Annotated in this window: 20 protein-coding genes; 11 read left to right on the top strand and 9 right to left on the bottom strand. The window is 52.5% G+C overall.

Translation table 11 applies throughout. From position 1 onward, the window contains the following. Positions 1 to 85 precede the first annotated feature (85 nt). The 4 genes from AL515_RS02515 (at position 86) to gldA (ending at position 4,779) form a co-directional block, all read left to right on the top strand. Positions 86 to 1,819 carry a phosphoethanolamine transferase CptA gene (locus AL515_RS02515; RefSeq protein WP_061066983.1) on the top strand — a complete coding sequence of 578 codons (1,734 nt, stop codon included), beginning with the start codon at positions 86 to 88 and terminating at the stop codon, positions 1,817 to 1,819. A gap of 85 nt (positions 1,820 to 1,904) precedes the next feature. Beyond that, the gene (locus AL515_RS02510) at positions 1,905 to 2,753 is read left to right on the top strand and encodes an AraC family transcriptional regulator (RefSeq protein WP_061066982.1); all 849 of its coding nucleotides are present in this window, start codon (positions 1,905 to 1,907) and stop codon (positions 2,751 to 2,753) included. 247 nt (positions 2,754 to 3,000) lie between these two features. Then, a complete protein-coding gene (fsa, locus tag AL515_RS02505) occupies positions 3,001 to 3,663 on the top strand; it encodes a fructose-6-phosphate aldolase (RefSeq protein WP_061066981.1) in 663 nt (220 codons plus the stop codon). Between the two features lie 12 nt (positions 3,664 to 3,675). Continuing rightward, positions 3,676 to 4,779 (top strand): bifunctional L-1,2-propanediol dehydrogenase/glycerol dehydrogenase, encoded by a 1,104-nt coding sequence (gene gldA, locus AL515_RS02500; RefSeq protein ID WP_061066980.1) that lies wholly within the window; start codon positions 3,676 to 3,678, stop codon positions 4,777 to 4,779. A gap of 85 nt (positions 4,780 to 4,864) precedes the next feature. Here the strand turns inward: gldA and katG are convergent, their stop codons facing one another. The 3 genes from katG to AL515_RS02485 all read right to left on the bottom strand — a co-directional run bounded on the left by katG (position 4,865) and on the right by AL515_RS02485 (position 9,167). Next, a complete protein-coding gene (katG, locus tag AL515_RS02495) occupies positions 4,865 to 7,045 on the bottom strand; it encodes a catalase/peroxidase HPI (protein ID WP_061066979.1) in 2,181 nt (726 codons plus the stop codon). Between the two features lie 168 nt (positions 7,046 to 7,213). After that, the gene (metF, locus tag AL515_RS02490) at positions 7,214 to 8,101 is read right to left on the bottom strand and encodes a methylenetetrahydrofolate reductase (protein ID WP_005121692.1); all 888 of its coding nucleotides are present in this window, start codon (positions 8,099 to 8,101) and stop codon (positions 7,214 to 7,216) included. A 157-nt stretch (positions 8,102 to 8,258) separates the two neighbouring features. Then, positions 8,259 to 9,167, bottom strand: coding sequence for a LysR family transcriptional regulator (locus tag AL515_RS02485; RefSeq protein WP_061066978.1), 909 nt, complete (start codon positions 9,165 to 9,167; stop codon positions 8,259 to 8,261). An 89-nt stretch (positions 9,168 to 9,256) separates the two neighbouring features. Here AL515_RS02485 and AL515_RS02480 point away from each other — a divergent pair, with 89 nt between their 5' ends. Beyond that, positions 9,257 to 9,634, top strand: coding sequence for a carboxymuconolactone decarboxylase family protein (locus AL515_RS02480; protein WP_048213984.1), 378 nt, complete (start codon positions 9,257 to 9,259; stop codon positions 9,632 to 9,634). A gap of 38 nt (positions 9,635 to 9,672) precedes the next feature. On the opposite strand, the gene AL515_RS02475 is transcribed toward AL515_RS02480, so the two are convergent. After that, positions 9,673 to 11,229 carry a bifunctional metallophosphatase/5'-nucleotidase gene (locus tag AL515_RS02475; protein ID WP_061066977.1) on the bottom strand — a complete coding sequence of 519 codons (1,557 nt, stop codon included), beginning with the start codon at positions 11,227 to 11,229 and terminating at the stop codon, positions 9,673 to 9,675. 133 nt (positions 11,230 to 11,362) lie between these two features. On the opposite strand from AL515_RS02475, the gene AL515_RS02470 reads away from it, so the two are divergent. Further along, complete coding sequence (locus AL515_RS02470) at positions 11,363 to 12,535, top strand: hypothetical protein (protein WP_061068787.1); 1,173 nt, start codon at positions 11,363 to 11,365, stop codon at positions 12,533 to 12,535. Positions 12,536 to 12,561: 26 nt separating this feature from the next. Here AL515_RS02470 and metL read toward each other — a convergent pair whose 3' ends face one another. Beyond that, positions 12,562 to 14,994 carry a bifunctional aspartate kinase/homoserine dehydrogenase II gene (metL, locus tag AL515_RS02465; protein WP_048213987.1) on the bottom strand — a complete coding sequence of 811 codons (2,433 nt, stop codon included), beginning with the start codon at positions 14,992 to 14,994 and terminating at the stop codon, positions 12,562 to 12,564. Positions 14,995 to 14,996: 2 nt separating this feature from the next. Beyond that, entirely contained in the window at positions 14,997 to 16,157 is a 1,161-nt protein-coding gene (gene metB / locus AL515_RS02460) for a cystathionine gamma-synthase (protein ID WP_005121701.1), read from the bottom strand. Between the two features lie 265 nt (positions 16,158 to 16,422). Here metB and metJ point away from each other — a divergent pair, with 265 nt between their 5' ends. Continuing rightward, the gene (gene metJ, locus AL515_RS02455; protein ID WP_048213988.1) at positions 16,423 to 16,740 is read left to right on the top strand and encodes a met regulon transcriptional regulator MetJ; all 318 of its coding nucleotides are present in this window, start codon (positions 16,423 to 16,425) and stop codon (positions 16,738 to 16,740) included. Positions 16,741 to 16,799: 59 nt separating this feature from the next. Here the strand turns inward: metJ and AL515_RS02450 are convergent, their stop codons facing one another. The 3 genes from AL515_RS02450 to rpmE all read right to left on the bottom strand — a co-directional run bounded on the left by AL515_RS02450 (position 16,800) and on the right by rpmE (position 19,546). Beyond that, positions 16,800 to 18,224 carry an MFS transporter gene (locus AL515_RS02450; RefSeq protein ID WP_061066976.1) on the bottom strand — a complete coding sequence of 475 codons (1,425 nt, stop codon included), beginning with the start codon at positions 18,222 to 18,224 and terminating at the stop codon, positions 16,800 to 16,802. An 89-nt stretch (positions 18,225 to 18,313) separates the two neighbouring features. Then, on the bottom strand, positions 18,314 to 18,994 hold the full coding sequence (locus tag AL515_RS02445) for an oligogalacturonate-specific porin KdgM family protein (protein WP_061066975.1): 681 nt from the start codon (positions 18,992 to 18,994) through the stop codon (positions 18,314 to 18,316). 339 nt (positions 18,995 to 19,333) lie between these two features. After that, positions 19,334 to 19,546, bottom strand: a complete 213-nt coding sequence (gene rpmE, locus AL515_RS02440; protein WP_003028810.1) for a 50S ribosomal protein L31 — start codon at positions 19,544 to 19,546, stop codon at positions 19,334 to 19,336. Positions 19,547 to 19,750: 204 nt separating this feature from the next. On the opposite strand from rpmE, the gene priA reads away from it, so the two are divergent. The 4 genes from priA to hslV all read left to right on the top strand — a co-directional run bounded on the left by priA (position 19,751) and on the right by hslV (position 24,822). After that, positions 19,751 to 21,949 (top strand): primosomal protein N', encoded by a 2,199-nt coding sequence (priA, locus tag AL515_RS02435; RefSeq protein WP_061066974.1) that lies wholly within the window; start codon positions 19,751 to 19,753, stop codon positions 21,947 to 21,949. 156 nt (positions 21,950 to 22,105) lie between these two features. After that, the gene (cytR, locus tag AL515_RS02430; protein WP_003825179.1) at positions 22,106 to 23,131 is read left to right on the top strand and encodes a DNA-binding transcriptional regulator CytR; all 1,026 of its coding nucleotides are present in this window, start codon (positions 22,106 to 22,108) and stop codon (positions 23,129 to 23,131) included. A 93-nt stretch (positions 23,132 to 23,224) separates the two neighbouring features. Further along, a complete protein-coding gene (gene ftsN / locus AL515_RS02420; protein ID WP_071887306.1) occupies positions 23,225 to 24,199 on the top strand; it encodes a cell division protein FtsN in 975 nt (324 codons plus the stop codon). Positions 24,200 to 24,291: 92 nt separating this feature from the next. Continuing rightward, positions 24,292 to 24,822 carry an ATP-dependent protease subunit HslV gene (gene hslV, locus AL515_RS02415; RefSeq protein ID WP_003028805.1) on the top strand — a complete coding sequence of 177 codons (531 nt, stop codon included), beginning with the start codon at positions 24,292 to 24,294 and terminating at the stop codon, positions 24,820 to 24,822. Positions 24,823 to 24,827 lie beyond the last annotated feature (5 nt).

Raw genomic sequence — 24,827 nt, 5'->3', positions numbered from 1 at the left:
ACGCGATTTTCGACTCGCATTGCTTCAGATCCTCTTAATGTTTAGCCGCTAACGTTGGCGCTACGATTAAAGACAGGCTCACACTATGCAATCCTTACAACTCCAGTCTAAACCCAAATTTAGCTGGAAAGCCCTGGGTTGGGCACTCCTCTATTTTTGGTTCTTCTCTACCTTACTCCAGGCCATTATTTATTTTACTGGCTATAGCGGAACTAACGGATTACGCGACTCAATACTGTTCAGCTCATTGTGGTTGATTCCGGTATTCTTATTCCCGAACCGTATTCGCATTATCGCTGCCGTTATTGGTGTGGCACTCTGGGCTGCTTCATTGGCCGCGCTGAGTTATTATGTTATTTACGGACAAGAATTCTCACAAAGCGTTCTGTTCGTCATGTTTGAAACCAACGCCAACGAAGCCCGCGAATATCTGAGCCAATATTTCAGTCTCAAGATCGTACTTATCGCACTGGCCTACACAGCAACCGCAATCCTGCTGTGGACGCGTTTACGCCCGGTTCATATTCCTTCGCCATGGCGTTATCTGGTGTCATTTGCGCTGTTGTACGGTTTAATTCTGCACCCAATGACCGTCAATACGTTTATCAAGCATAAGCCTTTTGAGAAAACGCTGGGCGGCCTTGCATCGCGCATGGAGCCTGCCGCGCCATGGCAGTTCATCTCTGGTTATTATCAATACCGTCAACAATTGACCGCATTAAATAGCCTGCTGAATGAGAACAACGCACTGCCACCACTGGCTAACTTTAAAGACAATTCTGGTGATGCTCCGCGTACGCTGGTGCTGGTGATTGGCGAGTCAACTCAACGTGGCCGCATGAGCCTGTACGGCTACCCACGTGAAACCACGCCGGAACTGGATGCGCTGCATAAATCCGATCCAAACTTCACCGTTTTCAATAATGTCGTGACCTCACGTCCGTACACGATTGAAATCCTGCAACAGGCGCTGACCTTCGCGAACGAGAAGAACCCGGATTTATATCTGACGCAGCCGTCGTTGATGAATATGATGAAACAGGCGGGTTATAAAACCTTCTGGATCACCAACCAGCAAACAATGACCGCCCGTAACACCATGCTGACCGTATTTTCCCGGCAGACAGACAAGCAGTTCTATATGAACCAGCAGCGTACCCAAAGTGCGCGTGAATATGACAGCAACGTACTGGCGCCGTTTAAAGAAGTCATGGCCGACCCGGCTCCGAAAAAGTTCATCATCGTTCACTTGCTGGGTACGCACATTAAATACAAATTCCGCTATCCGGAAGGCCAGGGCAAGTTTGACGGTAATACCGAGAACGTACCTGCAGGTCTGAGCAGTGATGAACTGGAGTCATATAACGATTATGACAATGCCAACGTCTATAACGACCATATCATTGCCAGCCTGATCAAAGACTACAAAGCAACTGATCCAAACGGCTTCCTGCTCTACTTCTCTGACCATGGTGAAGAAGTGTATGACACGCCGCCACATAAAACGCAGGGTCGTAACGAAGATAGCCCAACGCGCCATATGTATACGGTACCGTTCCTGCTGTGGACGTCTGAAAAATGGCAGGCTGCGCACCCACGCGACTTCTCACAGGACGTTAATCGCAAGTACAGCAGCTCTGAACTTATCCATACCTGGTCAGATTTGGCCGGCTTTACGTACGACGGTTTCGATCCGACCCGTTCTATTACCAGCCCGGAGTTCAAAGAGACGACCCGCTGGATTGGTAATCCGTACAAGAAAAACGCCCTGATTGATTACGACTCCCTGCCTTACGGTGATCAAATCGGGAATCAGTAATGCCCTCTCAGGCCACTCTTTAAGAGTGGCCTTTTTTTATGATGACGGTTACTGTTTCCCTGTCCACGATCTGTCAGGGATTCACATGTATCACAACATCAGCCACCTACTTTCCCGCCTGATTAACGGCCCCACGCCGCTGCGGCAGATTTATTTCGCCAGCACCAACGCCGCAACGCCAGAACTGGCGTATAAGGTCGATTTTCCGCGACTGGAAATCGTGCTGGAAGGTGAATTTGCGGATTCTGGCATCGATAAGGTGCTTACCCCCGGCGATGTCTTGTTTGTTCCGGCTGGCGGCTGGAATATTCCGCAGTGGGTCACACCGGTCACGACACTCAGCATTCTGTTCGGCAAACAGCAACTGGGTTTCAGCATCGTCCAATGGGACGGCAAGCAATATCAAAACCTTACCCACCAGAACGTCGCTCGGCGTGGGCCGCGTATTGGCTCTTTTCTGCTGCAAACGCTCCATGAGATGCAAATGCAGCCGCAGGAGCAGCAAACAGCCAGGCTAATCGTTGCAAGCTTGCTGAGTCACTGTCGCGATCTGCTCGGCAGCCAGATCCAAACCGCATCACGTAGTCAGGCGCTTTTCGACGCCATTCGCAGCTATATTGACGAACGCTACGCTTCGCCGCTCACCCGTGAATCCGTCGCACAGGCGTTTTACATTTCACCCAACTACCTCTCCCACCTGTTTCAAAAAACGGGCGCTATCGGGTTTAACGAATACCTGAACCACACGCGACTGGAACACGCAAAAACGTTGCTCAAGGGTTACGAGCTGAAGATCAAAGACGTGGCGCACACCTGTGGGTTTATTGACAGCAACTACTTCTGCCGCCTGTTTCGCAAGAATACTGAACGTTCGCCGTCAGAGTATCGTCGGCAGTATCACAGCCAGTTGTCGGAGAAAAAAACTGACCAGTAATCATCGCATACTGGGACAGAAAACGGAGACAAAGGTAACATTTACTGGATTTTTGTATTATCAAAAAACATATACCAGCACATATCACTTACATGTGAAGTATCTCTCACTTTTATAGACATATTACATTTATCCAGCTTTTGGCAGATTTGTCAGATAGCGCCGCGTGACGAAACACTCTTATCCTGTGCATAGCAAAGCAACCCGGCAACGGGCAGCTAACGGAAAACATAGAGGGTGTTTTTGTATGGAACTTTATCTTGATACCGCCAACGTCGCGGAAGTCGAACGTCTGGCCCGCATCTTCCCTATCGCGGGCGTCACCACCAACCCAAGCATTGTGGCAGCAAGCAAAGAATCCATCTGGGATGTACTGCCACGCCTGCAGAACGCCATTGGCGAAGAGGGCATTCTGTTTGCCCAGACCATGAGCCGGGATGCACAAGGCATGGTGGAAGAAGCCAGACGCCTGAGCAACGCCGTGCCCGGTCTGGTGGTGAAGATTCCCGTCACGGCTGAAGGTCTGGCCGCGATCAAAATGCTGAAAAAAGAGGGTATCACCACACTGGGCACCGCGGTATACAGTGCTTCTCAGGGGCTACTGGCTGCGCTGGCAGGAGCGAAATATATCGCGCCTTACGTTAACCGTATCGACGCGCAGGGCGGCGACGGAATTCGCACAGTACAGGAACTGCAAACGTTACTGGAACTGCATACACCGAACAGCATGGTGTTGGCGGCCAGCTTTAAAACTCCACGTCAGGCGCTGGATTGCTTGCTGGCAGGATGTGAAGCAATCACCCTGCCATTAGACGTAGCGCAACAAATGCTCAATACCCCTGCGGTAGAGTCAGCGATAGAGAAGTTTGAGCAGGACTGGAACAACGCATTTGGTCACATCAACCTGTGAGGGAAATAAAGTATGGATCGCATTATTCAATCACCTGGTAAGTACATCCAGGGTGCTGATGTTATTACCCGTCTTGGCAGCTACCTCAAACCACTGGCAGAGCGCTGGCTGGTCGTTGGGGACAAGTTTGTCTTAGGCTTTGCCCAACCTGCGCTGGAAAAAAGCTTCCATGACGCCGGATTGGCGCTGGAAATTGCACCATTTGGCGGCGAATGTTCGCAAAACGAAATCGACCGCCTGCGTGGCGTGGCAGAAAAAGCGCAATGCGGTGCCGTGCTCGGTATTGGCGGCGGTAAAACGCTGGATACCGCCAAAGCGCTGGCGCACTTTATGAGCGTGCCTGTCGCCATTGCGCCAACCATCGCCTCTACCGATGCGCCATGTAGCGCGCTGTCCGTCATTTACACCGATGCCGGTGAATTCGATCGCTATTTGCTGCTGCCGAACAACCCGGACAGGGTCATTGTTGATACCAAAATTGTCGCGGGCGCACCGGCGCGTCTGCTGGCAGCAGGTATCGGCGATGCGCTGGCAACCTGGTTTGAAGCACGCGCCTGCTCACGCAGCGGCGCAACAACCATGGCGGGTGGTCAATGCACTCAGGCGGCGCTGGCACTGGCTGAGCTGTGCTTCAATACGCTGATCGAAGAAGGTGAAAAAGCGATGCTGGCCGCCGAGCAGCACGTGGTCACGCCTGCACTGGAGCGTGTAATTGAAGCTAACACCTATCTGAGCGGCGTCGGTTTTGAAAGCGGCGGCCTGGCTGCGGCACACGCCATTCATAACGGTCTGACGGCAATCCCGGATGCGCATCACTACTACCACGGTGAGAAGGTGGCTTTCGGCACGCTGACGCAACTGGTGCTGGAAAACGCGCCGGTAGACGAAATCGAAACCGTGGCAGCGCTGTGCCATTCCGTTGGCTTGCCGATTACCCTGGCGCAACTGGACATCAAACAGGATATCCCGGCGAAAATGCGTATTGTGGCAGAAGCGGCTTGTGCCGAAGGCGAAACTATCCACAACATGCCGGGCGGCGCCACGCCGGATCAGGTTTACGCTGCGCTGCTGGTGGCCGATCAGTATGGCCAGCGGTATCTGCAAGAGTGGGAATAACCTGCCAATAAAAATCCCCGCAAATGCGGGGATTTTTTTATTCCTACGATGCCGGACCCGCACAAGCGGCATCCGGCATCGTCTGTTACAGCAGATCGAAACGATCCAGGTTCATCACTTTCACCCATGCGGCCACGAAATCTCTCACGAACTTCTCGTGGGCATCGCTGCAGGCATAAACTTCAGCCACTGCGCGCAGTACAGAGTTAGAACCAAATACCAGATCGGCGCGGGTTGCGGTGTATTTTACTTCGCCGCTCAGACGATCACGGCCTTCAAACAGCTCTTTTGACTCATCAACCGCCTTCCACTCATGACGCATATCCAGCAGATTGACGAAGAAGTCAGTGCTGAGTACGCCAGGACGATCGGTAAAGACGCCATGCTGGCTACCATCAAAGTTGGCACCCAGTACGCGCATCCCGCCCACCAGCACGGTCATTTCCGGTGCTGTCAGGGTCAGCTGCTGCGCTTTATCGATCAGCAGCGACTCGGTGGTCGACACGTCAGGACGGGCACGATAGTTACGGAAACCATCTGCAATAGGCTCCAGCAGCTCAAACATCTCGATATCGGTTTGGTCCTGACGCGCATCTACGCGGCCCGGAACAAAAGGTACAGTGATGTTAACACCCGCCGCGCTTGCCGCTTTCTCGACACCGACCACACCGGCCAGCACGATAATATCGGCCAACGAGGCGGTATGAGCAGATTTATAAATACCTTCCAGCACAGGCAGAACGCGTGCTGCGGTGGCATTCACATCCCAGCCGCGCTGTGGATCCAGCGCCAGACGCGCACCGTTAGCGCCACCACGTTTGTCACCACCACGGAAAGTCGATGCGGAAGCCCACGCCACCGATACCAGCTCACTGACAGAAAGTCCGGAAGCTGCAATGGTCGCCTTCAGGTTAAGAATGTCTTCTTCGCTTGGGTTGAAGAACGCATGCGGCAGTGGATCCTGCCAAATCAGATCTTCTTGCGGTACTTCCGGTCCGATGTAACGCGCTTTCGGCCCCATATCACGGTGCGTCAGTTTAAACCACGCACGGGCAAAGGCTTCGTTGAACGCCTGCGGATCGTTAAGGAAACGACGAGAGATCTTCTCGAACTCAGGATCAAAGCGCAAGGTCAGGTCGGTGACCAGCATTGTTGGCTTGCGTTTTTTCGACGGATCAAACGGATCGGGGATAATCTCCGGTGCGTCAACCGCTTCAAACTGAATAGCGCCTGCCGGGCTGCGAGTTTGCACCCACTCATATTTGAACAGGTTCTCGAAGAAATAGTTGCTCCACTGGGTCGGAGTCTGCGTCCAGACAACTTCCAGACCAGAAGTGATGGCATCTGCACCCGAGCCGCTGCCGTAGCTGCTGGCCCAGCCCAGGCCCTGCGCTTCAATTGGTGCAGATTCCGGATCAGGACCAACATGGGATGCTGGTGCTGCACCGTGGGTTTTGCCCAACGTATGACCACCACCAATCAGCGCGACAGTTTCTTCGTCGTTCATTCCCATGTTACCGAAGGTCGCGCGAATAGCCGCTGCCGCAGAAAGCGGTTCGCCGCTATGGTCCGGCCCTTCCGGGTTCACATAGATAAGGCCCATTTCGGTTGCGCCCAGCGGCGCTTTTGCCAACTCTTCAGGATGGCGGTGAGTCAGCCAGGCTTTCTCATCACCCCAGTTTACGTCCAGATCCGGTTCCCAGACGTCTTCACGCCCTGCGCCAAAACCGAAGGTACGGAAACCTGAGTTTTCCAGCGCCACGTTACCCGCGAGGATAAACAGGTCGGCCCAGGAAATTTTCTGACCATATTTCTGCTTGATTGGCCACAGCAGACGACGCGCCTTATCAAGGCTAACGTTGTCCGGCCAGGAATTCAGTGGTGCAAAACGCTGCTGTCCGCGACCCGCGCCACCGCGTCCATCGATGGAGCGATAGGTCCCTGCACCGTGCCATGCCATACGGATGAATAAACCGGCATAGGTACCCCAGTCAGCAGGCCACCACGGTTGAGATTCGGACAGAAGGGCTCTGAGATCCCCTTTCAGGGCAGAATAGTCGAGTTTGCTAAATTCTTTGCGGTAGTTGAAGTCCTCGCCCAGCGGGTTCGAACGGTTGGAATGTTGGTTCAGCAAATCTACACGGAGTTGATTAGGCCACCAGTCGCGGTTGTTCGTTCCTGCTCCCGCGCTCTGGTCGTGACCGCCCTGATGAAAAGGACACTTACCGGCAGTTGATGCGTTTTGGCTATCGTCGGACATGCTCATCTATATGCTCCCTTTACAGTGTTCTGACTACGATATACACCACCAGAGATAAGATATAGTCGAAATAACCCACAGATTCGATAGCTAATTCCTTTTATATTTTACGTTACAGAGATGTAGATCAAAATGATCAATAAAAAGCCCTCCGTAGAGGGCTGGGGCATCTGTTTAATTCGGTCTTACACCCAGTGTGTGACAAATAGCGTAGCTCATCTCAGCGCGGTTGAGCGTATAGAAGTGAAAATCTTTCACCCCCTCGCGACTGAGGATCTTCACCATGTCCATGGCGATATTCGCCCCTACCAGCTTGCGGGTTTCGGCATCATCATCCAGACCATCAAACATTGTCGACATCCAGGAAGGGATACGAACATTGGTCATGTCGGCAAATTTTTTCGCCTGCTTAAAGTTGGAGACTGGCAGGATACCCGGAATAATTTCCACATCGATACCCGCAGACACGCAGCGATCGCGAAAACGCAGATAGCTTTCTACATCGAAGAAGAACTGGGTGATCGCGCGGTTCGCACCGGCATCAACCTTACGCTTCAGGTTCAGCAAATCAGCCTGAGCACTCTTTGCTTCCGGGTGCACTTCCGGGTAAGCCGCAACGGAGATATCAAAGTCAGCAACGTCTTTCAGCAGCGTCACCAGGTCAGAAGCATACATATCCGGTTTACCGCTTCCCGGCGGCAGGTCACCACGCAGGGCCACAATATGCCGAATACCGTTGTTCCAGTAGTCCTGAGCAATGGTACGCAGCTCATCACGGGTCGCATCAATGCAGGTCAGGTGCGGCGCCGCTTCAAGACCCGTGCGATCCTTAATACCCTTAATAATGCTGTGCGTACGGTCGCGCTCACCAGAGTTTGCACCGTAAGTGACTGAAACAAACTTCGGCTTCAGGCTGCTCAGGCGATCGATGGAGTTCCACAGGGTTTGCTCCATTTCACTGGTGCGCGGCGGGAAAAACTCAAATGAAACGTTAATCTGACCGGCAACTTCTGCCAGGCTCTGATTCAGGGCTTCCCGCTGGTTGGCGTGAAAAAAGCTCATACCTTACCTCATCAATCTTTTGTCGTTATATGTTGTGTTGTAAACTGCTATACGTTTAGACGTCTAGATGTAAAAATGACGGAAAAGCATGCTGGCGTCAACACAAAAATCATCGCTAAAGGTGAGGAATACTCAGCCAACGTGAAAAAAATTCACATCAGTCTGAATTGATGAGGGATTGCGTCATGAGTTCTTGCACCCACTGCAACCGGCTCTCATTTTCAGGCAACATCACTAACCCGGCACGGATACACAGCTCAGCATCGCTCAGTGGATGGAATACCACGCCCTGGCGCTGGATAGCAGCAAATGAAGCCGGGAGCAAACTTAAACCATCGCCCTGGGCAATCCGCGCAAGCAGCACATCATGCTCCAGTGGTTCTTCAAGACAGGAAGGAGAGTAACCAGCGCGGTGGAAAATCTGCCGGGTATAGTCAAAGAAAGCCGGGTTACGTTCCCGCTGGAACCAGAACAACGGTCGGTGGTTGAGTGCCGATAAGGAAAGAGAAGCCGTACAAGCCTCTGACCAAAAGGAGGGTAATGCAGCAATTATCGGCTCTTGCCAGGCTAAAGGGGTGACGGTAAGCCCAGATGCCTCAATAGGCAAAGCCACCAGCGCCGCATCCAGTTTGCCTCGCCTTACCTGACGAACAAGTTCAGGTGAGCCGTGACGCATGACACGCAGCATTTTTACACGAGCATTTAGCGTTGATTCAAGCGCCACAAAAACGCCCTGTTCAAACGCCGTGCTTAATCCTAAACGCAGAGGTTGCACCTCCATCTGCGCCAACTGGCTCAATGCAATATAGGTCTTGTCCTGTAGCGCCAGCAGCGGACGCACCATTTCAAGTACGCGCTGGCCGTCCTCCGTCAGCGTAAGCCCACGGGTATGACGGACAAAAAGCGTCACCCCCAGGCGTTCTTCAAGCTGGCGAATATGACGGCTTAGCGGCGGCTGCGACATAAAAAGACGTTGCGCCGCACGACTCATGTTGTTCTCTTCGGCCACTACGGTGAAGTAGCGCAGCAGACGGATATCCAGAGAGTGCAGGGGCGATATTGTCATACCAAAAAAGTATCACGGAAACGGTATTATCCCAATCATTCTGCGCGCTCTATCCTCACGCCACAGACCACACGATAGAGGAAGAAATGATGCTTTCAGAACGCTTTATTACCGGCCAGGAGATGTTGCAAAAAGTAGATGGCAAAGGGGGCGATGCAGTCATCGAAAGTCTGCAGGACATTGCGCCAGACTTCGCCCAATACCTGATTGAATTTCCTTTTGGCGACATCTATTCAAGACCGGGGCTGGATTTACGCAGTAGAGAAATAGCTACCGTCGCGGCATTAACTGCGCTGGGTAACGCCACACCGCAACTGAAAGTACATATTGGCGCGGCATTACACGTGGGTTTAACGCAGGATGAGATCGTTGAAGTGATTATGCAGATGGCCGTATATGCTGGCTTCCCCGCGGCACTCAATGGTTTGTTTGCCGCGAAAGAGGTGTTTGCCTCTCACAGAGGCTAAAACAACAGGCCAGCGGATTGTCTGCTGGCCTGAGCTCGCTACGGTTTCACATCTGCCACACGCATGCCTTTGAGTTGCTCATCCGTCAGCGGATTTCCCGCTTTGAAATAATCAACAACCGCATTAGAGATGTAGTAGCCTCCGGATGTATTTCGCGCTTTACCTTCGGTAAATGCGGCAAAACCATCACCACCGTCCGCCAGGAAGCTATTGGTGGCAATGTGATAGATGGTGGCGTCTTCAATGGGTTGGCCGTTTAACGTCAATACGGTGACTCGCTGACCGACCGGTTTACTGCTGTCATACTTCATCTCCAGGCCTTTAGATACCTGCAAAACACCGTTACTTAAACTCGCACCGTGCTCCATCAAACTACGCAACTGCTTACCGGTGAGATCCATTGTGGCCAGCTCGTTCGGGAACGGGAAAGTGCTAATGACCGCCCCCATGGTGATGGCTCCTGCGGGGACTTCATTACGGATGCCGCCTGAGTTAGTAAGCGCTAACTGGGTATCTTTACCTGCCGCCACCAGCAGCGCATCCGCCGCCAGATTGCCCAACGAAGAAGATTCACCGTAAGCACGCGTCAGCTCAACCGGAGAGTTTGCAACCGTTTGTTGTACCACCTTATCAAGCTTTTTATTCCAGCCATCGATGACCTGTTTCGTCTGCGGGTCTGGTTGCCATTCATCCGCAAAAATGGTCTTTAGCTCGAAATTCTTCACGGTAAATTGATGCGGTTTCTGCTGATAATCCAGCACCAGTTTACCCACATCAATACCCCCGCTGTCGGTGGAAAGGATCAGGGTATTACCGACTTTAATCGGCTCCGGCGTGCCCACATGCGCATGACCGGTGATCAGGATATCCAGCCCCTGCACCTGGCCTGCGGTCTGGATGTCTTTATCCAGCGCACGGCGCACATCGGTGCCGCCCAGACTGGACTGACGCGCTGGCGTGCCTTCATGGATCAGCGCCACGGTGAGATCGACTTTGCCTTTAAGCTCATCGATATAGCGTTGCAACCACTTCACTTCATCACGCGCTTCGATACCAATACGTGTCGCCGCAGAAACCGTATCATCAAAAGCAAACACGCCGTGCAGGCCAATCACGCCAATCTTCACGCCATCTTTTTCAATAATGGTGTAAGGCTTATCCCAGAACATTTTGCTGCTGTTCTGATAAAAGATATTACCCTGCACGATGGGGAATTTCGCCTGACTCAGTTGCAACAGCGTATTGTCCCAACCGTGATCGAATTCATGATTACCCATGGTGACAGCATCAAAATTCATGGTGTTCATGATATCGATAATCGCCTTGCCCTTGGTCAGGCTGCTGATATACGGCCCGGTAAAATAATCACCCGCATCAAAAAACCAGGTGGCGCTGTTTTTCGCTTTCTCCTGCTTCACCATCGTCGTGATATTGGCCCAACCGCCAATGTCACGCGTGCCATTAGCAATCCATGGGACTTTATAAGGTTCAACGTGGGCGTGAAGATCGTTGGTATAAATAATTGTGACATCTTTGGCACTCGCCCAGAGCGGCAACGATACCAGAACACCAACAGCAAGCATTTTTAACTTCATAATCAATCCCTTTCAGTCATATAAAGAATCGCTACGTTACGTTCTGAAAGGGTTTTTTATGTGAGAAAACTCACATCCACCGATGATAGTCGCGGGTCAAAATCAACGACCATTAAAAATCGTTGGTAATACGATGACATCTCCGTTCACTATCAATTGCTGTAAATCCTTTGGCTGCCAAAATCTGGGACTGGCGAGCTCAGCAGATTACAGCTGGCCAGAGTATCGGCTGGGTTATGCCGCACTGCATTGCCGGGCATGCGGCAGCTATCCCCCGCTGTTTAATGAGGAACAGTTTGGTAGGTGGTTGTCAGCATATTTAACGGATTTTGCCGCCCAAAGCGGTCATTTTTGCCCACGTTGTTACCAGCGAGAAACGATACGCTATGGCCGAAATCCCCAGGGCAGCCAGCGCGTTCAGTGCCGGAGCTGCAAAAAGGTCTGGACACCAAAGCAGCAACCGCTTGTCGCCATCCAACCGCCCGAACAAATCGCAACAGTCTCTCTGATCGTACCTTTTCAGGGTGCCAGTGCAGATCAGCAACTCTATGTGTTGCTCAGTTTTGACGCTATTCGCGGTAATATTCTGCATATTTCCAGCAATTTCACACCTCATCCTGCCGGGGCTTCATTGCGTTACCGCTGGCGCGGCAGCACTGAGCCAGTGGTGAGTCATGATGATATTGTGGAACGAGTCAGTCAGCGAGAAACGCAGTTTTTACGCCGCAGCCAATTTGACGAAATTCAGTACGGCAGCGCGATGCTCAAACGTAACGCCAGCGGCGCAATTTTACGCCCGGTCATTACCGCGCATGGGCATTTCCGCGTCCTGAGCCACCTCTGGCCTGCGGTAAAAACGCACATTATTGCCCACGAATGCTTTCTGCGCGGCGCAGTGATTACCGCATGGGCGGAACAATTTCGCGAACATCACGCCTCGCTTTGGTTTGTGGATGAAGAAATCAGCGACGATCAACACACCAGGCCCTGGCAGTTACTGGGCAAAAGTTATCAGGGATGGTGGCAAAACCAGTGGCAAATTTGGCAACAAGGCGACACGCGTAAAATGGTGTGTTTGTTAACAGAGGGTCAGGTTGAAAAAGGAGCGTCAATAACCCTGGCGGCAAGTCATCATTTTCTCAACTGGTTGCAGCAACAGACGGAATTTCAGCAAAGCCCACGTTACTCTGCCCATTCTGGGTTTCAGACGATAAGGACGCTGACGGAGAAATACAACATCCTGGATTTGCCCGGTGGCGCTGCCGCTTACCGGGCCTACGGTTTGTGTCATCGCCAGGCCGGATAAGCGTAAGCGCCATCCGGCAACGCAAACTACAGCAACTGCGCCAAACGGTTGATGTCAGACTGAATCGCCCCAGCGGTGACGTCACGGCCCGCGCCCGGTCCACGGATCACCAGCGGGTTATCGCGATACCAGCGGCTCTCTATGGCGAATACGTTATCGCACGGCAACAGCGCTGCCAGCGGGTGTTCAGCGCGGACCGCTTCAACACCCACACGCGCTTTACCATTGGCGTCAAAACGCGCCACGTAGCGCAACACCAGCCCCATTTCACGTGCAGCTTCCAGACGTTGCACCATCTGTTCATTCAACTCATCGCCATTTTCAAAGAAATGGTCAATGGAGCCTTCTTCGCAGTGCGCAGGCACCAGTGACTCAACGCGAACCTGGTCCGGCTCAATATCGTAACCTGCTTCACGCGCCAGGATCACCAGCTTACGCATCACATCTTTGCCAGAAAGATCGACGCGCGGGTCCGGTTCAGTTAGCCCTTGCTGCCAGGCCTGATCCACCAGATCGGTGAACGGGACCGTGCCATCAAATTGCAGAAACAGCCAGGATAACGTGCCGGAGAAGATCCCGCTGATCGACAGAATCGTATCGCCACTATCAATCAGATCGCGCACAGTATGGTTGATCGGCAAACCTGCGCCCACGGTGGCGTTATACAGCCAATGGCGACCGGTTTTTTCGAAAGCATCATGAATTTGGCGATACTTATCACTGGTACTCGCCCCCGCCAGTTTATTGGCGCTAATGACATGGAAACCATGGCTGGCGAAGTCCAGATACTGATCGGCCAATTGTTCACTGGCCGTCACATCCAGCACCACTAAATCATCATACGGGTGGGCGCGCATCCACAGGAATAGCGCCTCTTCATCCTGCTCTACCGCTTCGTCGTCGAAGAAGGCCAGGGCACGGCTGGCATCCAGCCCTTCATAGTTCAGCAGGCTGCGGCGGCTATCCACCACGCCTGCCAGCACGAATTCAAACCCGGTACGCGCGGAAAGCGTTGTTTGTTCGCGGGCAAACAGTTCCAGCCAGCGTGAACCAATATTCCCCTTGCCGAACAGCACCAGACCAATACGTTTTTCTGCGCGGAAAATAGACTGATGCAAACCCTGAATCAGGCTTTCGGTCGGGCCGGTACGCAGTACCGCAACCAGACTGATCCCCTCTTCCGACTGCCAGGTAAACTCGACTGGCTGGCCTTTTAACTGTTGCCAGAAACGGTGGCAATGCAGCGGATTGCGCGTTACACCTGCCCCAACCATCGCCACCAGCGCCAGCCCCTGGCGCAGACGCAGCTCGCCCGGCAAACCGGCTTCATCAAGAATTTTCAGTGCGCCGTCAGCGACTTCGGAGGTATAACAAAATTGCAGCAACTGACGGTCAGGATGCACGCCCACCGCCAGCGGACGCACCTGGGTGCGTTTTAAAATCTGGTCGACTTCTTTGTAGGCCAGCTTAAAGTCCTGGCCGGTGGGAACCTGAAACTCAATCAGACAGACGTCGTCATGGCTGGTCACGATGCGCGCCCCGGTACCAGAAGCCAGTACTCGCTCAATCCGCGTTGATCCCTGATCCGGCGTGTAGCTACAGCGCAGCTGGAGGTCGATATCGCTACCCGAAACCGGCTGTAAGGTGCGGGCATGCAGAACCGGAGCCGCCAGACGCGCCAGCTCGCTGGCCTCATCAAGACGCAGCAGCGGTAGCAAACAGGCATCTTTGACTTTACGTGGGTCCGCACTATAAACCCCGGCGACATCGCTCCAGATGGTGACACGAGAAACGCCCGCCAGCGCACCAACCTGCGTCGCCGAGTAGTCAGAGCCGTTACGCCCCAGCAGGACCGTTTCACCCGCATTGCTACGGCTGATAAAACCAGTCACCACCAGGCGCTTACCCGGATGCTGCGCCAGCAGTTGCTGCAGTAATGGGTAAGAAAGACCTTCATCCACCTGCGGCTGAGCGCCGCGTTCAGCACGTAAAAACTCACGCGCATCCAGCCAGGCCGATTCCAGCCCCTGTTGATTAAGGACAGCGGACATCAAACGCGCGGACCACACCTCGCCATGCCCGACGACTTCAGCATAAACGGCATCGTTTACACCGCTGTCGAGTAACCCGGCCAGGCGTTCCAGATCGTGAATAAACGCGCCGATCAACCCATCCGCCACCTCAGGAGGTAACAAACCGCTGATAAGCTCGCTTTGATAGCGACGTAACGCCTGTTGAACCTGATGCGCAGAAAGACGATCGGTCTGGCTTAACTTCAGCCAGCTAATCAACTGGTTAGTGGTACTGCCCGCGGCGGAAACAACCATCATATCGTCAGGCTGCGAGTACTCCGCCATAATACCTGCGACACGCAAATAACATTTCACGTCTGCCAGACTACTACCACCAAATTTGTGCAGTTGACGACCCTTCGCCCCTGCCTGCGCAATCACACTCATGTTTACCCCTTGTTTGCAGCCCGGAAGCCATTTTCCAGGTCGGCAATTAAATCTTCGCCATCTTCAATACCGGTGGAGATACGCAACAACGTTTCCGAAATTCCGGCAGCAGCACGCGCTTCTGGCGCCATACCCGCATGTGTCATGGTCGCGGCGTGGGAGATCAGACTTTCAACGCCCCCTAATGATTCCGCCAGCGTAAACAATGACAACCCGCTCAGGAAGCGACGCAATGTTTGCTCGTCGCCATCCAGTTCAAAACTCAACATCGCGCCAAACCCTTTTTGCTGACGCGCGGCAATCTCATGCCCCTGATTATCCGGCAGTGACGGATGATACAGTTTCTTCACCAGCGGCTGGGTTTGCAGGTAGTCCACAATAGCCTGAGCATTACGTTGTGCCACTTCCATACGCGGTGACAGAGTACGCAGGCCGCGCAACAGCAGATAACTATCAAATGCGCCGCCGGTCACGCCAATATTATTCGCCCACCATGCCAGTTCAGTGACCGTTTCCGGATCTTTGGCTATAACAACACCAGCCACCACGTCTGAGTGACCGTTTAAATATTTCGTGCATGAATGCAACACCAGATCGGCGCCCAATGCCAGTGGATTTTGCAGTGCAGGACTTAAAAAAGTGTTGTCGACAACGCTCACCGCACCAGCCTCACGTGCCAGTTGGCAGATTTTTGCAATATCTACCACGCGCAGCAGCGGGTTGCTTGGACTTTCGACCAGCACCAGCTTCGGTTTTTCTGCCAGCGCCGCTTTCAGCGCCTGATCATCACCCTGATCGACAAACAGCACACGATAACAGCCACGTTTTGCCAGACTGTCAAACAGGCGGTAACTACCACCGTAACAGTCGTGCGGTGCGACCAGCAGATCGCCAGGCTTCAGAAACACCGTGGTGACCAGATGAATCGCCGACATGCCGGTATTGGTCAGCACTGCACCAGCGCCCCCCTCCAACTCCGCCAGCGCACGCTGAACCACATCACGCGTTGGGTTGCCACGGCGTGAATAGTCATGAGCACGAGGCTCATTAAAACCGGTGAAATTATAGGTACTGGAGAGGTGAATCGGCGGGACAACGCAACCGTACTGCTCGTCGTCATTTAATCCGCTACGCACTGCAATGGTGGCCTGTTTACGCGTCATATTGAGGAGATCCTGGCTGAGTCGGTGAAAAGTCAGACACCAGAGTAATCATTGTTACAATAGCCGTCAATACATCTGGACATCTAAACTTCTTTGCGTATAGATTGAGCAAACAGGAAATAGCCGTTAAAATTATATGCATTAGCGTACATTTGCGTCGGCTAACTTCGTGTCAGGGCCGCGCCACTACGATAAACTACGCGCAATTATGGTCCGGGCTCAGGTTCTGGCCTCAATATTAATGACAAAGAGGATTAGGTATCTCATGGCTGAATGGAGCGGCGAATATATCAGCCCATACGCTGAGCACGGTAAGAAGAGTGAGCAAGTCAAAAAAATTACGGTTTCCATTCCTCTGAAGGTGTTAAAAATCCTTACCGATGAACGCACGCGTCGTCAGGTCAATAACCTGCGCCACGCCACCAACAGCGAACTGCTGTGTGAAGCGTTTCTGCACGCCTTTACCGGACAACCGTTGCCAAACGACGAGGATCTGCGCAAAGAACGCAGTGATGAGATCCCGGAAGAGGCGAAGATCATCATGCGTGAACTGGGGATCGACCCGGAGACGTGGGAGTACTGATCGGCTGACGGTTAGAAAAAAAGAGAAAAGGCGGGATAACCCCGCCGTTTCTCACAACGTTATTTTCTAATACCATTGATTTTATTCAATGTTTCTTCCATTTTGAGCGTTTCTCTGCGGTTCAATGGATAGCAATAAATCAGAATAACCGCCGCCAAAAACAGGCACAAAGCCGGCAAGAGATTTGCCATCGTATAAATATTTTCCTGCACAATGCTGGTTTGCACTGCACCGCCCGTTGACGAAGATTGATAACCAATGATGGCCAGCATAAAGCCACCAATCGCCCCTGCACACGCCTGACCCACCTTGCGGGCAAAGAAGTTCACACCGTAAACCGTACCATCCTCACGATCGCCGGTGACATACTGATGATAATCACAAACATCAGTCATAAACGCCCAAATCATCAGGTTGAATAGCCCTGCCCCCAGCGTCGCCAGGAACAGGAAAACCAAATAGACTTTCGCGTCCGTAATATGGATGAAGTACATAATCAGATACATCGCCACCGCAAAGAGCAATGCGCCGACGCTGGCCTCTTTTTTGCCAAACCGCTTCGTCAGCCAGGATGCCGAGGGTGCCAGCAAAACCAGAGAGCCGAAGGTAAATAGCAACGCCACGGACATGGCCTCTTTGTTGTGGAAGTAGTCATTAAACAGGTAAGTCATGTTGGTACCTGACAACCCCTGGTTAATCACAATCAGCAGATCCACCACAACTAAAACGATCAGTGCTTTATTGCGTAACAATCCCTTCAGCAGCACCGATACGGGCATACTCTCTTTTCGCTCCACGCGCACACGTTCTGTTGTTAACTGACAGGTCAACGTTAAAAAGATAAAGCCCAGTACGGCACAACCAATAGCAATCCAGAAAAAATGTTGCCCGGAAATCACCTGACTTCCGTCCACCAGGGTGGTGTACATCAGAATCGGGATAAAAAAGCCGGTTGCTCCACCGCCGATGGCGGAACCCACGCTGCGCCAGGTTGACAGTGACACCCGATCTTCCGGGTTCGAGCTAATCGCCGCAGACATGGCGCCATATGGAATGCTGACTGTCGATAACAGTGAACCGTAAACAAAATAGGAACAGCAGATATAGATAATTTTCGCCGTATAAGAAAAATCATTCACAAACGGCAGGAACAGGACCACCGCAATGATGCAGAACGGGTACTTCATACGGCGCACCCACGGATTAAATCGTCCATGTACCGTCAATTTAGAGGTATCGCATAAGCGCCCTACACCAACATCGACAAACGCATCAAAGAGCTTAGTCACAAAATAGAGCGAGCCGACAATAACTCCTGAAATGCCGAGGACGTTAGTGTAATAAATCATTAAAAAACTATTTACTAACCCAAGAATAAAACAGGTTCCGAGGTCGCCACACAAATAACCAAATTTATCTCTTAATCCGAAAGGCCTGACGGCAATACTTTGATGACTTCCAATCATAGTTCCATCATTAGACATGATGTTAACTCCTTAGACATATTATTCACGCAAACTATGCGTATATCCTGGTGTTCAACGTAATAAACCAATACGCAGAGTATTAACAATCAGAAGTTATAACCGAGGCCGACACGATAGCGGGTCTGGCGATCGTCAGTCGTGGTGGTGTCATAACCCGAAGAAACATTACCAATTTCAATAAATGGAACCCAGGAATCTATTTTATAAGCGACACGGAAGTTATATTCATAATCATCTTTCCGGTTGTTATATAAATCTTCGCTATCGGCAATTTTATAAATGCCGTTTAGCTCAAACATCCAGTTATTGACGTTATAACCAAGCCAGGCTTCCGGACGATAGACCATGCGGTCATCTTTGCCGTCAGTGTTTCTGCGCATGTACTCCTGACGATAGCGGAACGCGGTCCACCAGCTGTCGTTGATGTTGTACTGCACGCGGATATAAGGTTTATAAATCGTGATGTTATCGCCCGTTTCGATCGCAATACCTGGCTGCCAGATGAGATCCCGCCAGGTAAACTGGTAACTTGCCGTATACTCGTTACCGTTACTTTCCATATTATTCCACGCATCGTTCGATTGCGTATCTTCAGAACGTGAAATGGCCTCTACCGCTACACCAAAACCTGTAGCAAAACGATGAGACATATAAACACGATCGTAATTTCGCCCGTCATCATAATATTCATGGCGGTAATCAACATAACCCGCCTGCGCGGCCGCAGATAATAATGGAATAAGTAACAAGGTAGATTTAAATTTCATGACAATCCCTTTTCACACTAAATAAAGAAATTCACCATCACATTCCGGGCTATAAACAGGAAAGCAATAGAGTCGTAAGAATAATTTTATATTTCCGCGAAAGTGTATTTTAGAAAGAGGGGATAAACCTTTGAGATTTTGCCAGGAATTGGCATGAGTGGCAAAGAACAGAAGATAAAAATGACGAAGATCACTAGTGCGAATATTTTATCTTAAAAAATAAAAACACTGTTTCATTTATTAAAAGTGAAACATCATTCAATACATCAATGTAAGTTTTATTATCAAGTACAGATACAAAAAAAGCGCCATAAGGCGCTTTTTTCTGACAGCAGGAACTTATTTGCTGCCCGGGATGCTGAAACGCTTGTTGAAGCGATCAACACGGCCACCGGTAGCAACATCACGCTGCTTGCCAGTATAGAACGGGTGGCACTTGCTGCACACGTCGAGGTTCAGATCGTGACCGACAGTAGAGCGGATTTTAATGACGTTACCGCAAGAGCAGTTTGCAGTAATTTCTTCGTATTTCGGGTGAATATCTTTTTTCATGGGAAAACCTCGGTTTAAGGCCGCGTCGCTCTTCCAGCCCTAACGCCAGACACCACGCGATGTTAATAGTATAGGTCAGTGATACAAATTTGTATCAAAGGCGGCGAATCATACAGAAATTAACCTGCTCATGCAAACTGATCCGCATTCTACCCTCCACTAATGTGTATACTAACCCGCCAGATTTCAAGTCAGGATGATTCAATGCCCGTTGCGCACGTTGCCTTACCCGTTCCGCTACCTCGTACTTTTGACTACCTCCTGCCGGAAGGCATGAGCGCCAAAGCCGGGTGTCGTGTACGCGTGCCTTTTGGCAAGCAGCAAGAGCGCGTGGGTATCGTCCTTTCCGTCAGCGAGCACAGTGAACTGCCGCGGAGCGAATTGAAAGCCGTTCTCGAAGTGCTGGACAGCGAACCGGTCTACTCGACCTCTGTCTGGCGTCTGCTGTTGTGGGCGGCGGATTATTATCATCATCCTATCGGTGACGTACTGTTTCACGCTCTGCCAATTTTACTGCGCCAGGGACGTCCGGCGACTAACGCGCCCATGTGGTACTGGTTTGCCACTGAAGAAGGCCAGGTTATTGATCTGAACAGCCTGAAGCGCTCTCCCAAACAGCAGCAGGCGCTGGCTGCGCTACGCCAGGGAAAAATATGGCGTGACCAGGTCGCTGAACTGGAATTTAATGACGCCGCATTACAGGCGTTGCGGAAAAAAGGTCTGTGCTCCCTGGCGAGTGAAACGCCAGGCTTTAGCGACTGGCGTACGCACTACGCCGTTTCCGGTGAGCGTCTGCGGCTGAATACCGAGCAAGCCACCGCTGTTGGCGCGATTCATAGCGCGTCGGACAGCTTTAGCGCCTGGCTATTAGCGGGCGTGACAGGGTCGGGCAAAACAGAGGTCTATCTAAGCGTACTGGAAAATGTCCTTGCCCAGGGCAAACAGGCGCTGGTAATGGTGCCGGAGATTGGCCTGACGCCGCAAACTATTGCCCGTTTTCGTGAACGCTTTAATGCGCCGGTCGAAGTCCTGCACTCCGGATTGAACGACAGCGAACGTCTTTCAGCCTGGCTGAAAGCAAAGAATGGCGAAGCGGCGATAGTTATCGGTACGCGCTCCTCGCTGTTTACGCCGTTTAAAAACCTCGGCGTGATTGTCATCGACGAAGAGCACGACAGCTCTTATAAACAGCAGGAAGGCTGGCGCTATCACGCGCGCGACCTCGCGGTTTATCGCGCCCATAGCGAACAAATTCCTATAATTCTCGGCTCAGCCACCCCGGCGCTGGAAACGCTGTGCAACGTGCGGCAGAAAAAATACCGCATGCTGCGCCTGACGCGACGCGCCGGGAATGCACGCCCAGCCACTCAGCACGTGCTGGATCTGAAAGGTCAGCAGGTACAGGCCGGGCTCGCCCCTGCGCTTATCGCCCGTATGCGTCAGCATCTGCAAGCAGATAACCAGGTAATTCTGTTTTTGAACCGCCGTGGTTTTGCGCCTGCGCTGCTGTGCCACGACTGCGGCTGGATTGCCGAATGTCCGCGCTGCGATCACTACTATACCCTGCATCAGGCACAGCACCATTTACGCTGCCACCACTGCGACAGCCAGCGCCCAATACCGCGTCAGTGTCCTTCCTGCGGCTCGACGCATATGGTTCCGGTTGGACTTGGCACCGAACAGCTTGAGCAGGCTCTGGCACCGTTTTTCCCCGGTGTGCCGATTTCACGCATCGATCGCGACACAACCAGCCGTAAAGGCTCGCTGGAGCAGCATCTGGCGGAAGTGCATCGCGGCGGCGCTCGCATTCTTATCGGCACACAAATGCTGGCCAAAGGCCACCACTTTCCGGATGTCACGCTGGTTGCACTGCTGGATGTTGACGGGGCGCTATTCTCTGCCGATTTCCGTTCGGCTGAACGTTTCGCCCAACTTTATACCCAGGTTTCCGGACGAGCTGGGCGCGCCGGGAAACAAGGCGAAGTGGTGCTGCAAACGCACCATCCTGAACATCCGTTGCTACAAACCTTGCTGTATAAAGGTTATGACGCATTTGCCGAACAGGCGCTGGCCGAGCGACAAACGCTCCAGCTTCCACCGTGGACCAGCCATGTGATCGTGCGGGCAGAAGATCATAATAACCAGCATGCGCCAATGTTCTTACAGCAGTTACGAAATCTGATTCAGGCCAGTCCGCTGTCTGATGACAAGCTGTGGGTGCTCGGCCCGGTTCCCGCCCTGGCGCCCAAACGCGGCGGTCGCTATCGATGGCAAATTTTGTTGCAGCACCCGTCGAGAATTCGCCTGCAACATATCGTCAGCGGCACGCTGGCGCTGATCAATACGTTACCCGATGCACGTAAGGTTAAATGGGTGCTGGATGTCGATCCCATCGAGGGATAATGCCTCATGATGCGAGGCGGATCGTAAAATTAAACATCCATCACACTTTTTATGAAAATTCTGTAACCGCTTCCATTAACTATCTGATAAAAATGTTTCAGATGAAGGTTACCCAGGGACGAGTCTGTGCCAGCAGCCCTCTGGCGAGGAGAAAGAGTGAAACCGAATAAGCAGGTTGCCGCCGCTACGATGAAAGATGTTGCTCTGAAGGCGAAAGTCTCAACGGCAACCGTATCCCGCGCATTAATGAACCCGGACAAAGTCTCACAGTCAACCCGTAACAAGGTTGAGCAGGCCGCGCTGGAAGTGGGATATTTACCCCAATCAATGGGACGCAATGTTAAGCGTAATGAGTCACGTACCATTCTGGTGATTGTGCCGGATATCTGCGATCCCTTTTTTAGCGAAGTGATTCGCGGCATAGAAGTGACCGCCGCAGAACAGGGATATCTGGTGCTGATCGGCGATTGCGCGCACCAGAACCAGCAGGAAAAGACCTTCCTCAATCTCATAATCACCAAGCAGATCGATGGCATGGTGCTGCTCAGCTCGCGCCTGCCGTTTGATGCCAGCGTGGAAGAGCAACGCAACTTGCCGCCGATGGTCATGTCCAACGAGTTCGCGCCAGAGCTGGAACTGCCCACCGTGCACATTGATAACCTCACTGCCGCCTTTAACGCGATGAATTATCTGCTGGAACTGGGGCATAAGCGCATTGGTTGTATTGCCGGGCCAGAGGATATGCCGCTGTGCCACTACCGCCTGCAAGGCTATGTTCAGGCACTACGCCGCAGTGGAATTACCGTCGATCCACACTTCATCGCGCGCGGTGATTTCACCTATGAAGCGGGCGCCAACGCGTTAAAACAGCTGCTTGAGCTACCGCAACCTCCGACCGCGGTCTTTTGTCACAGCGATGTGATGGCGCTTGGCGCACTCTCTTACGCCAAACGTCAGGGCTTAAAAGTACCGGATGATTTATCTATCATTGGCTTCGATAATATTTCACTGACGGAATTTTGTGATCCACCCCTGACAACCGTCGCACAACCGCGTTTCGATATCGGACGTGAAGCTATGCTGTTACTGCTCGATCAATTACAAGGGCAGAGCGTCAGCAGTGGCTCACGTTTACTGGACTGCGAGCTAATTATTCGGGGTACTACCCGGGCACTGACGTAAAGTAAAGTGCTTTCGGACTCCCCTGTCTGGTCAAAGGCCCGTCGCTTAAGTAACATGGCGGGCTGACGAACGAATAAATACAGCGAAACGATAGTGGCACAACGAGATTATGTACGTCGCGGCCAACCGGCACCTTCGCGGCGCAAAAAGAGCACATCACGGAAAAAGCAACGCAGTACGCCAGCGGTATCCCCCGCGATGGTCGCTATTGCTGCAGCCGTACTCGTGACCTTTATCGGTGGTCTGTACTTCATTACGCATCACAAGAAAGAAGAGTCCGAGACGCTGCAAAGCCAGAAAGTCACCGGTAATGGCATCCCGCCTAAACCGGAAGAACGCTGGCGCTATATCAAAGAGCTGGAAAGCCGTCAGCCTGGCGTGCGTGCACCTACCGAACCCTCTGCGGGTGGCGAAGTGCTTAACGCCGATCAGTTGACCAATGAGCAGCGCCAGTTGCTGGCGCAAATGCAGGCTGATATGCGTCAACAGCCGACACAGCTCAACGAAGTACCGTGGAACGAACAAACGCCTGAACAGCGCCAGCAAACGCTGCAGCGCCAACGCCAGGTGCAGCAACAGCAATGGGCCAACACGCAGCAGCAGGCTCAGCAGCCGCGCCCACGGGCGACGGAACAGCCTTACCAGCAGCCACAAACGCGTACGGCACAAGCCGCACCGGTACAACAGCCGAAAGCGCAGCCAAAACCAGTGACCCAGCAGCCGTATCAGGATCTGTTGCAGACGCCTGCGCACACCACCGCCGCGCAGCCGAAAACGCAGCCGGCCGCGCCAATAACGAATGAAACGCAGCCGCCAAAACAGACGGCGGAGAAAAAAGACGAACGCCGCTGGATGGTGCAGTGCGGGTCATTTAAAGGCGCAGAGCAAGCAGAAACCGTGCGGGCGCAGCTGGCTTTTGAAGGCTTCAACTCCCGCATTACCACCAACAACGGCTGGAATCGCGTGGTGATTGGCCCGGTGAAAGGCAAGGAAAATGCCGACAATACCATCAGCCGCCTGAAAGTTGCCGGCCACACAAACTGCATTCGACTCGCCACTGGGGGTTGAAACCCCCAAAATCTCCCCCATCTATACTTGCATTACGCCCCGTACAACTGTGCGGGGCCTGTATTCTGCATTTGTAACCAAGGGGTCTGCTCGTGACAACAATAGTAAGCGTACGCCGTAACGGCCATGTGGTAATCGCCGGTGATGGTCAGGCCACACTGGGTAACACCGTAATGAAAGGCAACGTGAAAAAAGTCCGCCGTCTGTACAACGACAAAGTCATTGCGGGCTTTGCGGGCGGGACTGCGGATGCATTCACGCTGTTTGAACTGTTTGAACGTAAACTGGAAATGCACCAGGGTCACCTGGTTAAGGCCGCCGTTGAGCTGGCTAAAGACTGGCGTACCGACCGTATGCTGCGCAAACTCGAAGCGTTGCTGGCCGTTGCAGATGAAACAGCATCGCTCATCATCACCGGTAACGGTGACGTCATTCAGCCAGAAAACGATCTGATTGCCATCGGCTCCGGCGGTCCCTACGCCCAGGCTGCAGCACGCGCTCTGCTGGAAAACACCGAGCTTGGCGCACGCGAAATTGCTGAGAAAGCGTTGGATATTGCAGGGGATATCTGCATTTATACCAACCACTTCCATACCATCGAAGAATTGAACTCCAAAGCGTAAGGATC

Source organism: Citrobacter sp. FDAARGOS_156 (assembly GCF_001559235.2).
Lineage (GTDB): Bacteria > Pseudomonadota > Gammaproteobacteria > Enterobacterales > Enterobacteriaceae > Citrobacter > Citrobacter youngae.
Note: the sequence above shows the minus strand (reverse complement) of the source record. Positions and strands in the feature narration are given on the sequence as shown.

Coding starts and splice junctions, on each gene's coding strand:
- katG (WP_061066979.1), bottom strand. CDS start 7,045: ATGAGCATGTCCGACGATAGCCAAAACGCATCAACTGCCGGTAAGTGT.
- metB (WP_005121701.1), bottom strand. CDS start 16,157: ATGACGCGTAAACAGGCCACCATTGCAGTGCGTAGCGGATTAAATGAC.
- AL515_RS02480 (WP_048213984.1), top strand. CDS start 9,257: ATGCTTTCAGAACGCTTTATTACCGGCCAGGAGATGTTGCAAAAAGTA.
- AL515_RS02450 (WP_061066976.1), bottom strand. CDS start 18,224: ATGTCTAATGATGGAACTATGATTGGAAGTCATCAAAGTATTGCCGTC.
- gldA (WP_061066980.1), top strand. CDS start 3,676: ATGGATCGCATTATTCAATCACCTGGTAAGTACATCCAGGGTGCTGAT.
- AL515_RS02470 (WP_061068787.1), top strand. CDS start 11,363: ATGACATCTCCGTTCACTATCAATTGCTGTAAATCCTTTGGCTGCCAA.
- rpmE (WP_003028810.1), bottom strand. CDS start 19,546: ATGAAAAAAGATATTCACCCGAAATACGAAGAAATTACTGCAAACTGC.
- AL515_RS02515 (WP_061066983.1), top strand. CDS start 86: ATGCAATCCTTACAACTCCAGTCTAAACCCAAATTTAGCTGGAAAGCC.
- metJ (WP_048213988.1), top strand. CDS start 16,423: ATGGCTGAATGGAGCGGCGAATATATCAGCCCATACGCTGAGCACGGT.
- fsa (WP_061066981.1), top strand. CDS start 3,001: ATGGAACTTTATCTTGATACCGCCAACGTCGCGGAAGTCGAACGTCTG.
- metF (WP_005121692.1), bottom strand. CDS start 8,101: ATGAGCTTTTTTCACGCCAACCAGCGGGAAGCCCTGAATCAGAGCCTG.
- priA (WP_061066974.1), top strand. CDS start 19,751: ATGCCCGTTGCGCACGTTGCCTTACCCGTTCCGCTACCTCGTACTTTT.
- AL515_RS02510 (WP_061066982.1), top strand. CDS start 1,905: ATGTATCACAACATCAGCCACCTACTTTCCCGCCTGATTAACGGCCCC.
- AL515_RS02475 (WP_061066977.1), bottom strand. CDS start 11,229: ATGAAGTTAAAAATGCTTGCTGTTGGTGTTCTGGTATCGTTGCCGCTC.
- AL515_RS02445 (WP_061066975.1), bottom strand. CDS start 18,994: ATGAAATTTAAATCTACCTTGTTACTTATTCCATTATTATCTGCGGCC.
- AL515_RS02485 (WP_061066978.1), bottom strand. CDS start 9,167: ATGACAATATCGCCCCTGCACTCTCTGGATATCCGTCTGCTGCGCTAC.
- metL (WP_048213987.1), bottom strand. CDS start 14,994: ATGAGTGTGATTGCGCAGGCAGGGGCGAAGGGTCGTCAACTGCACAAA.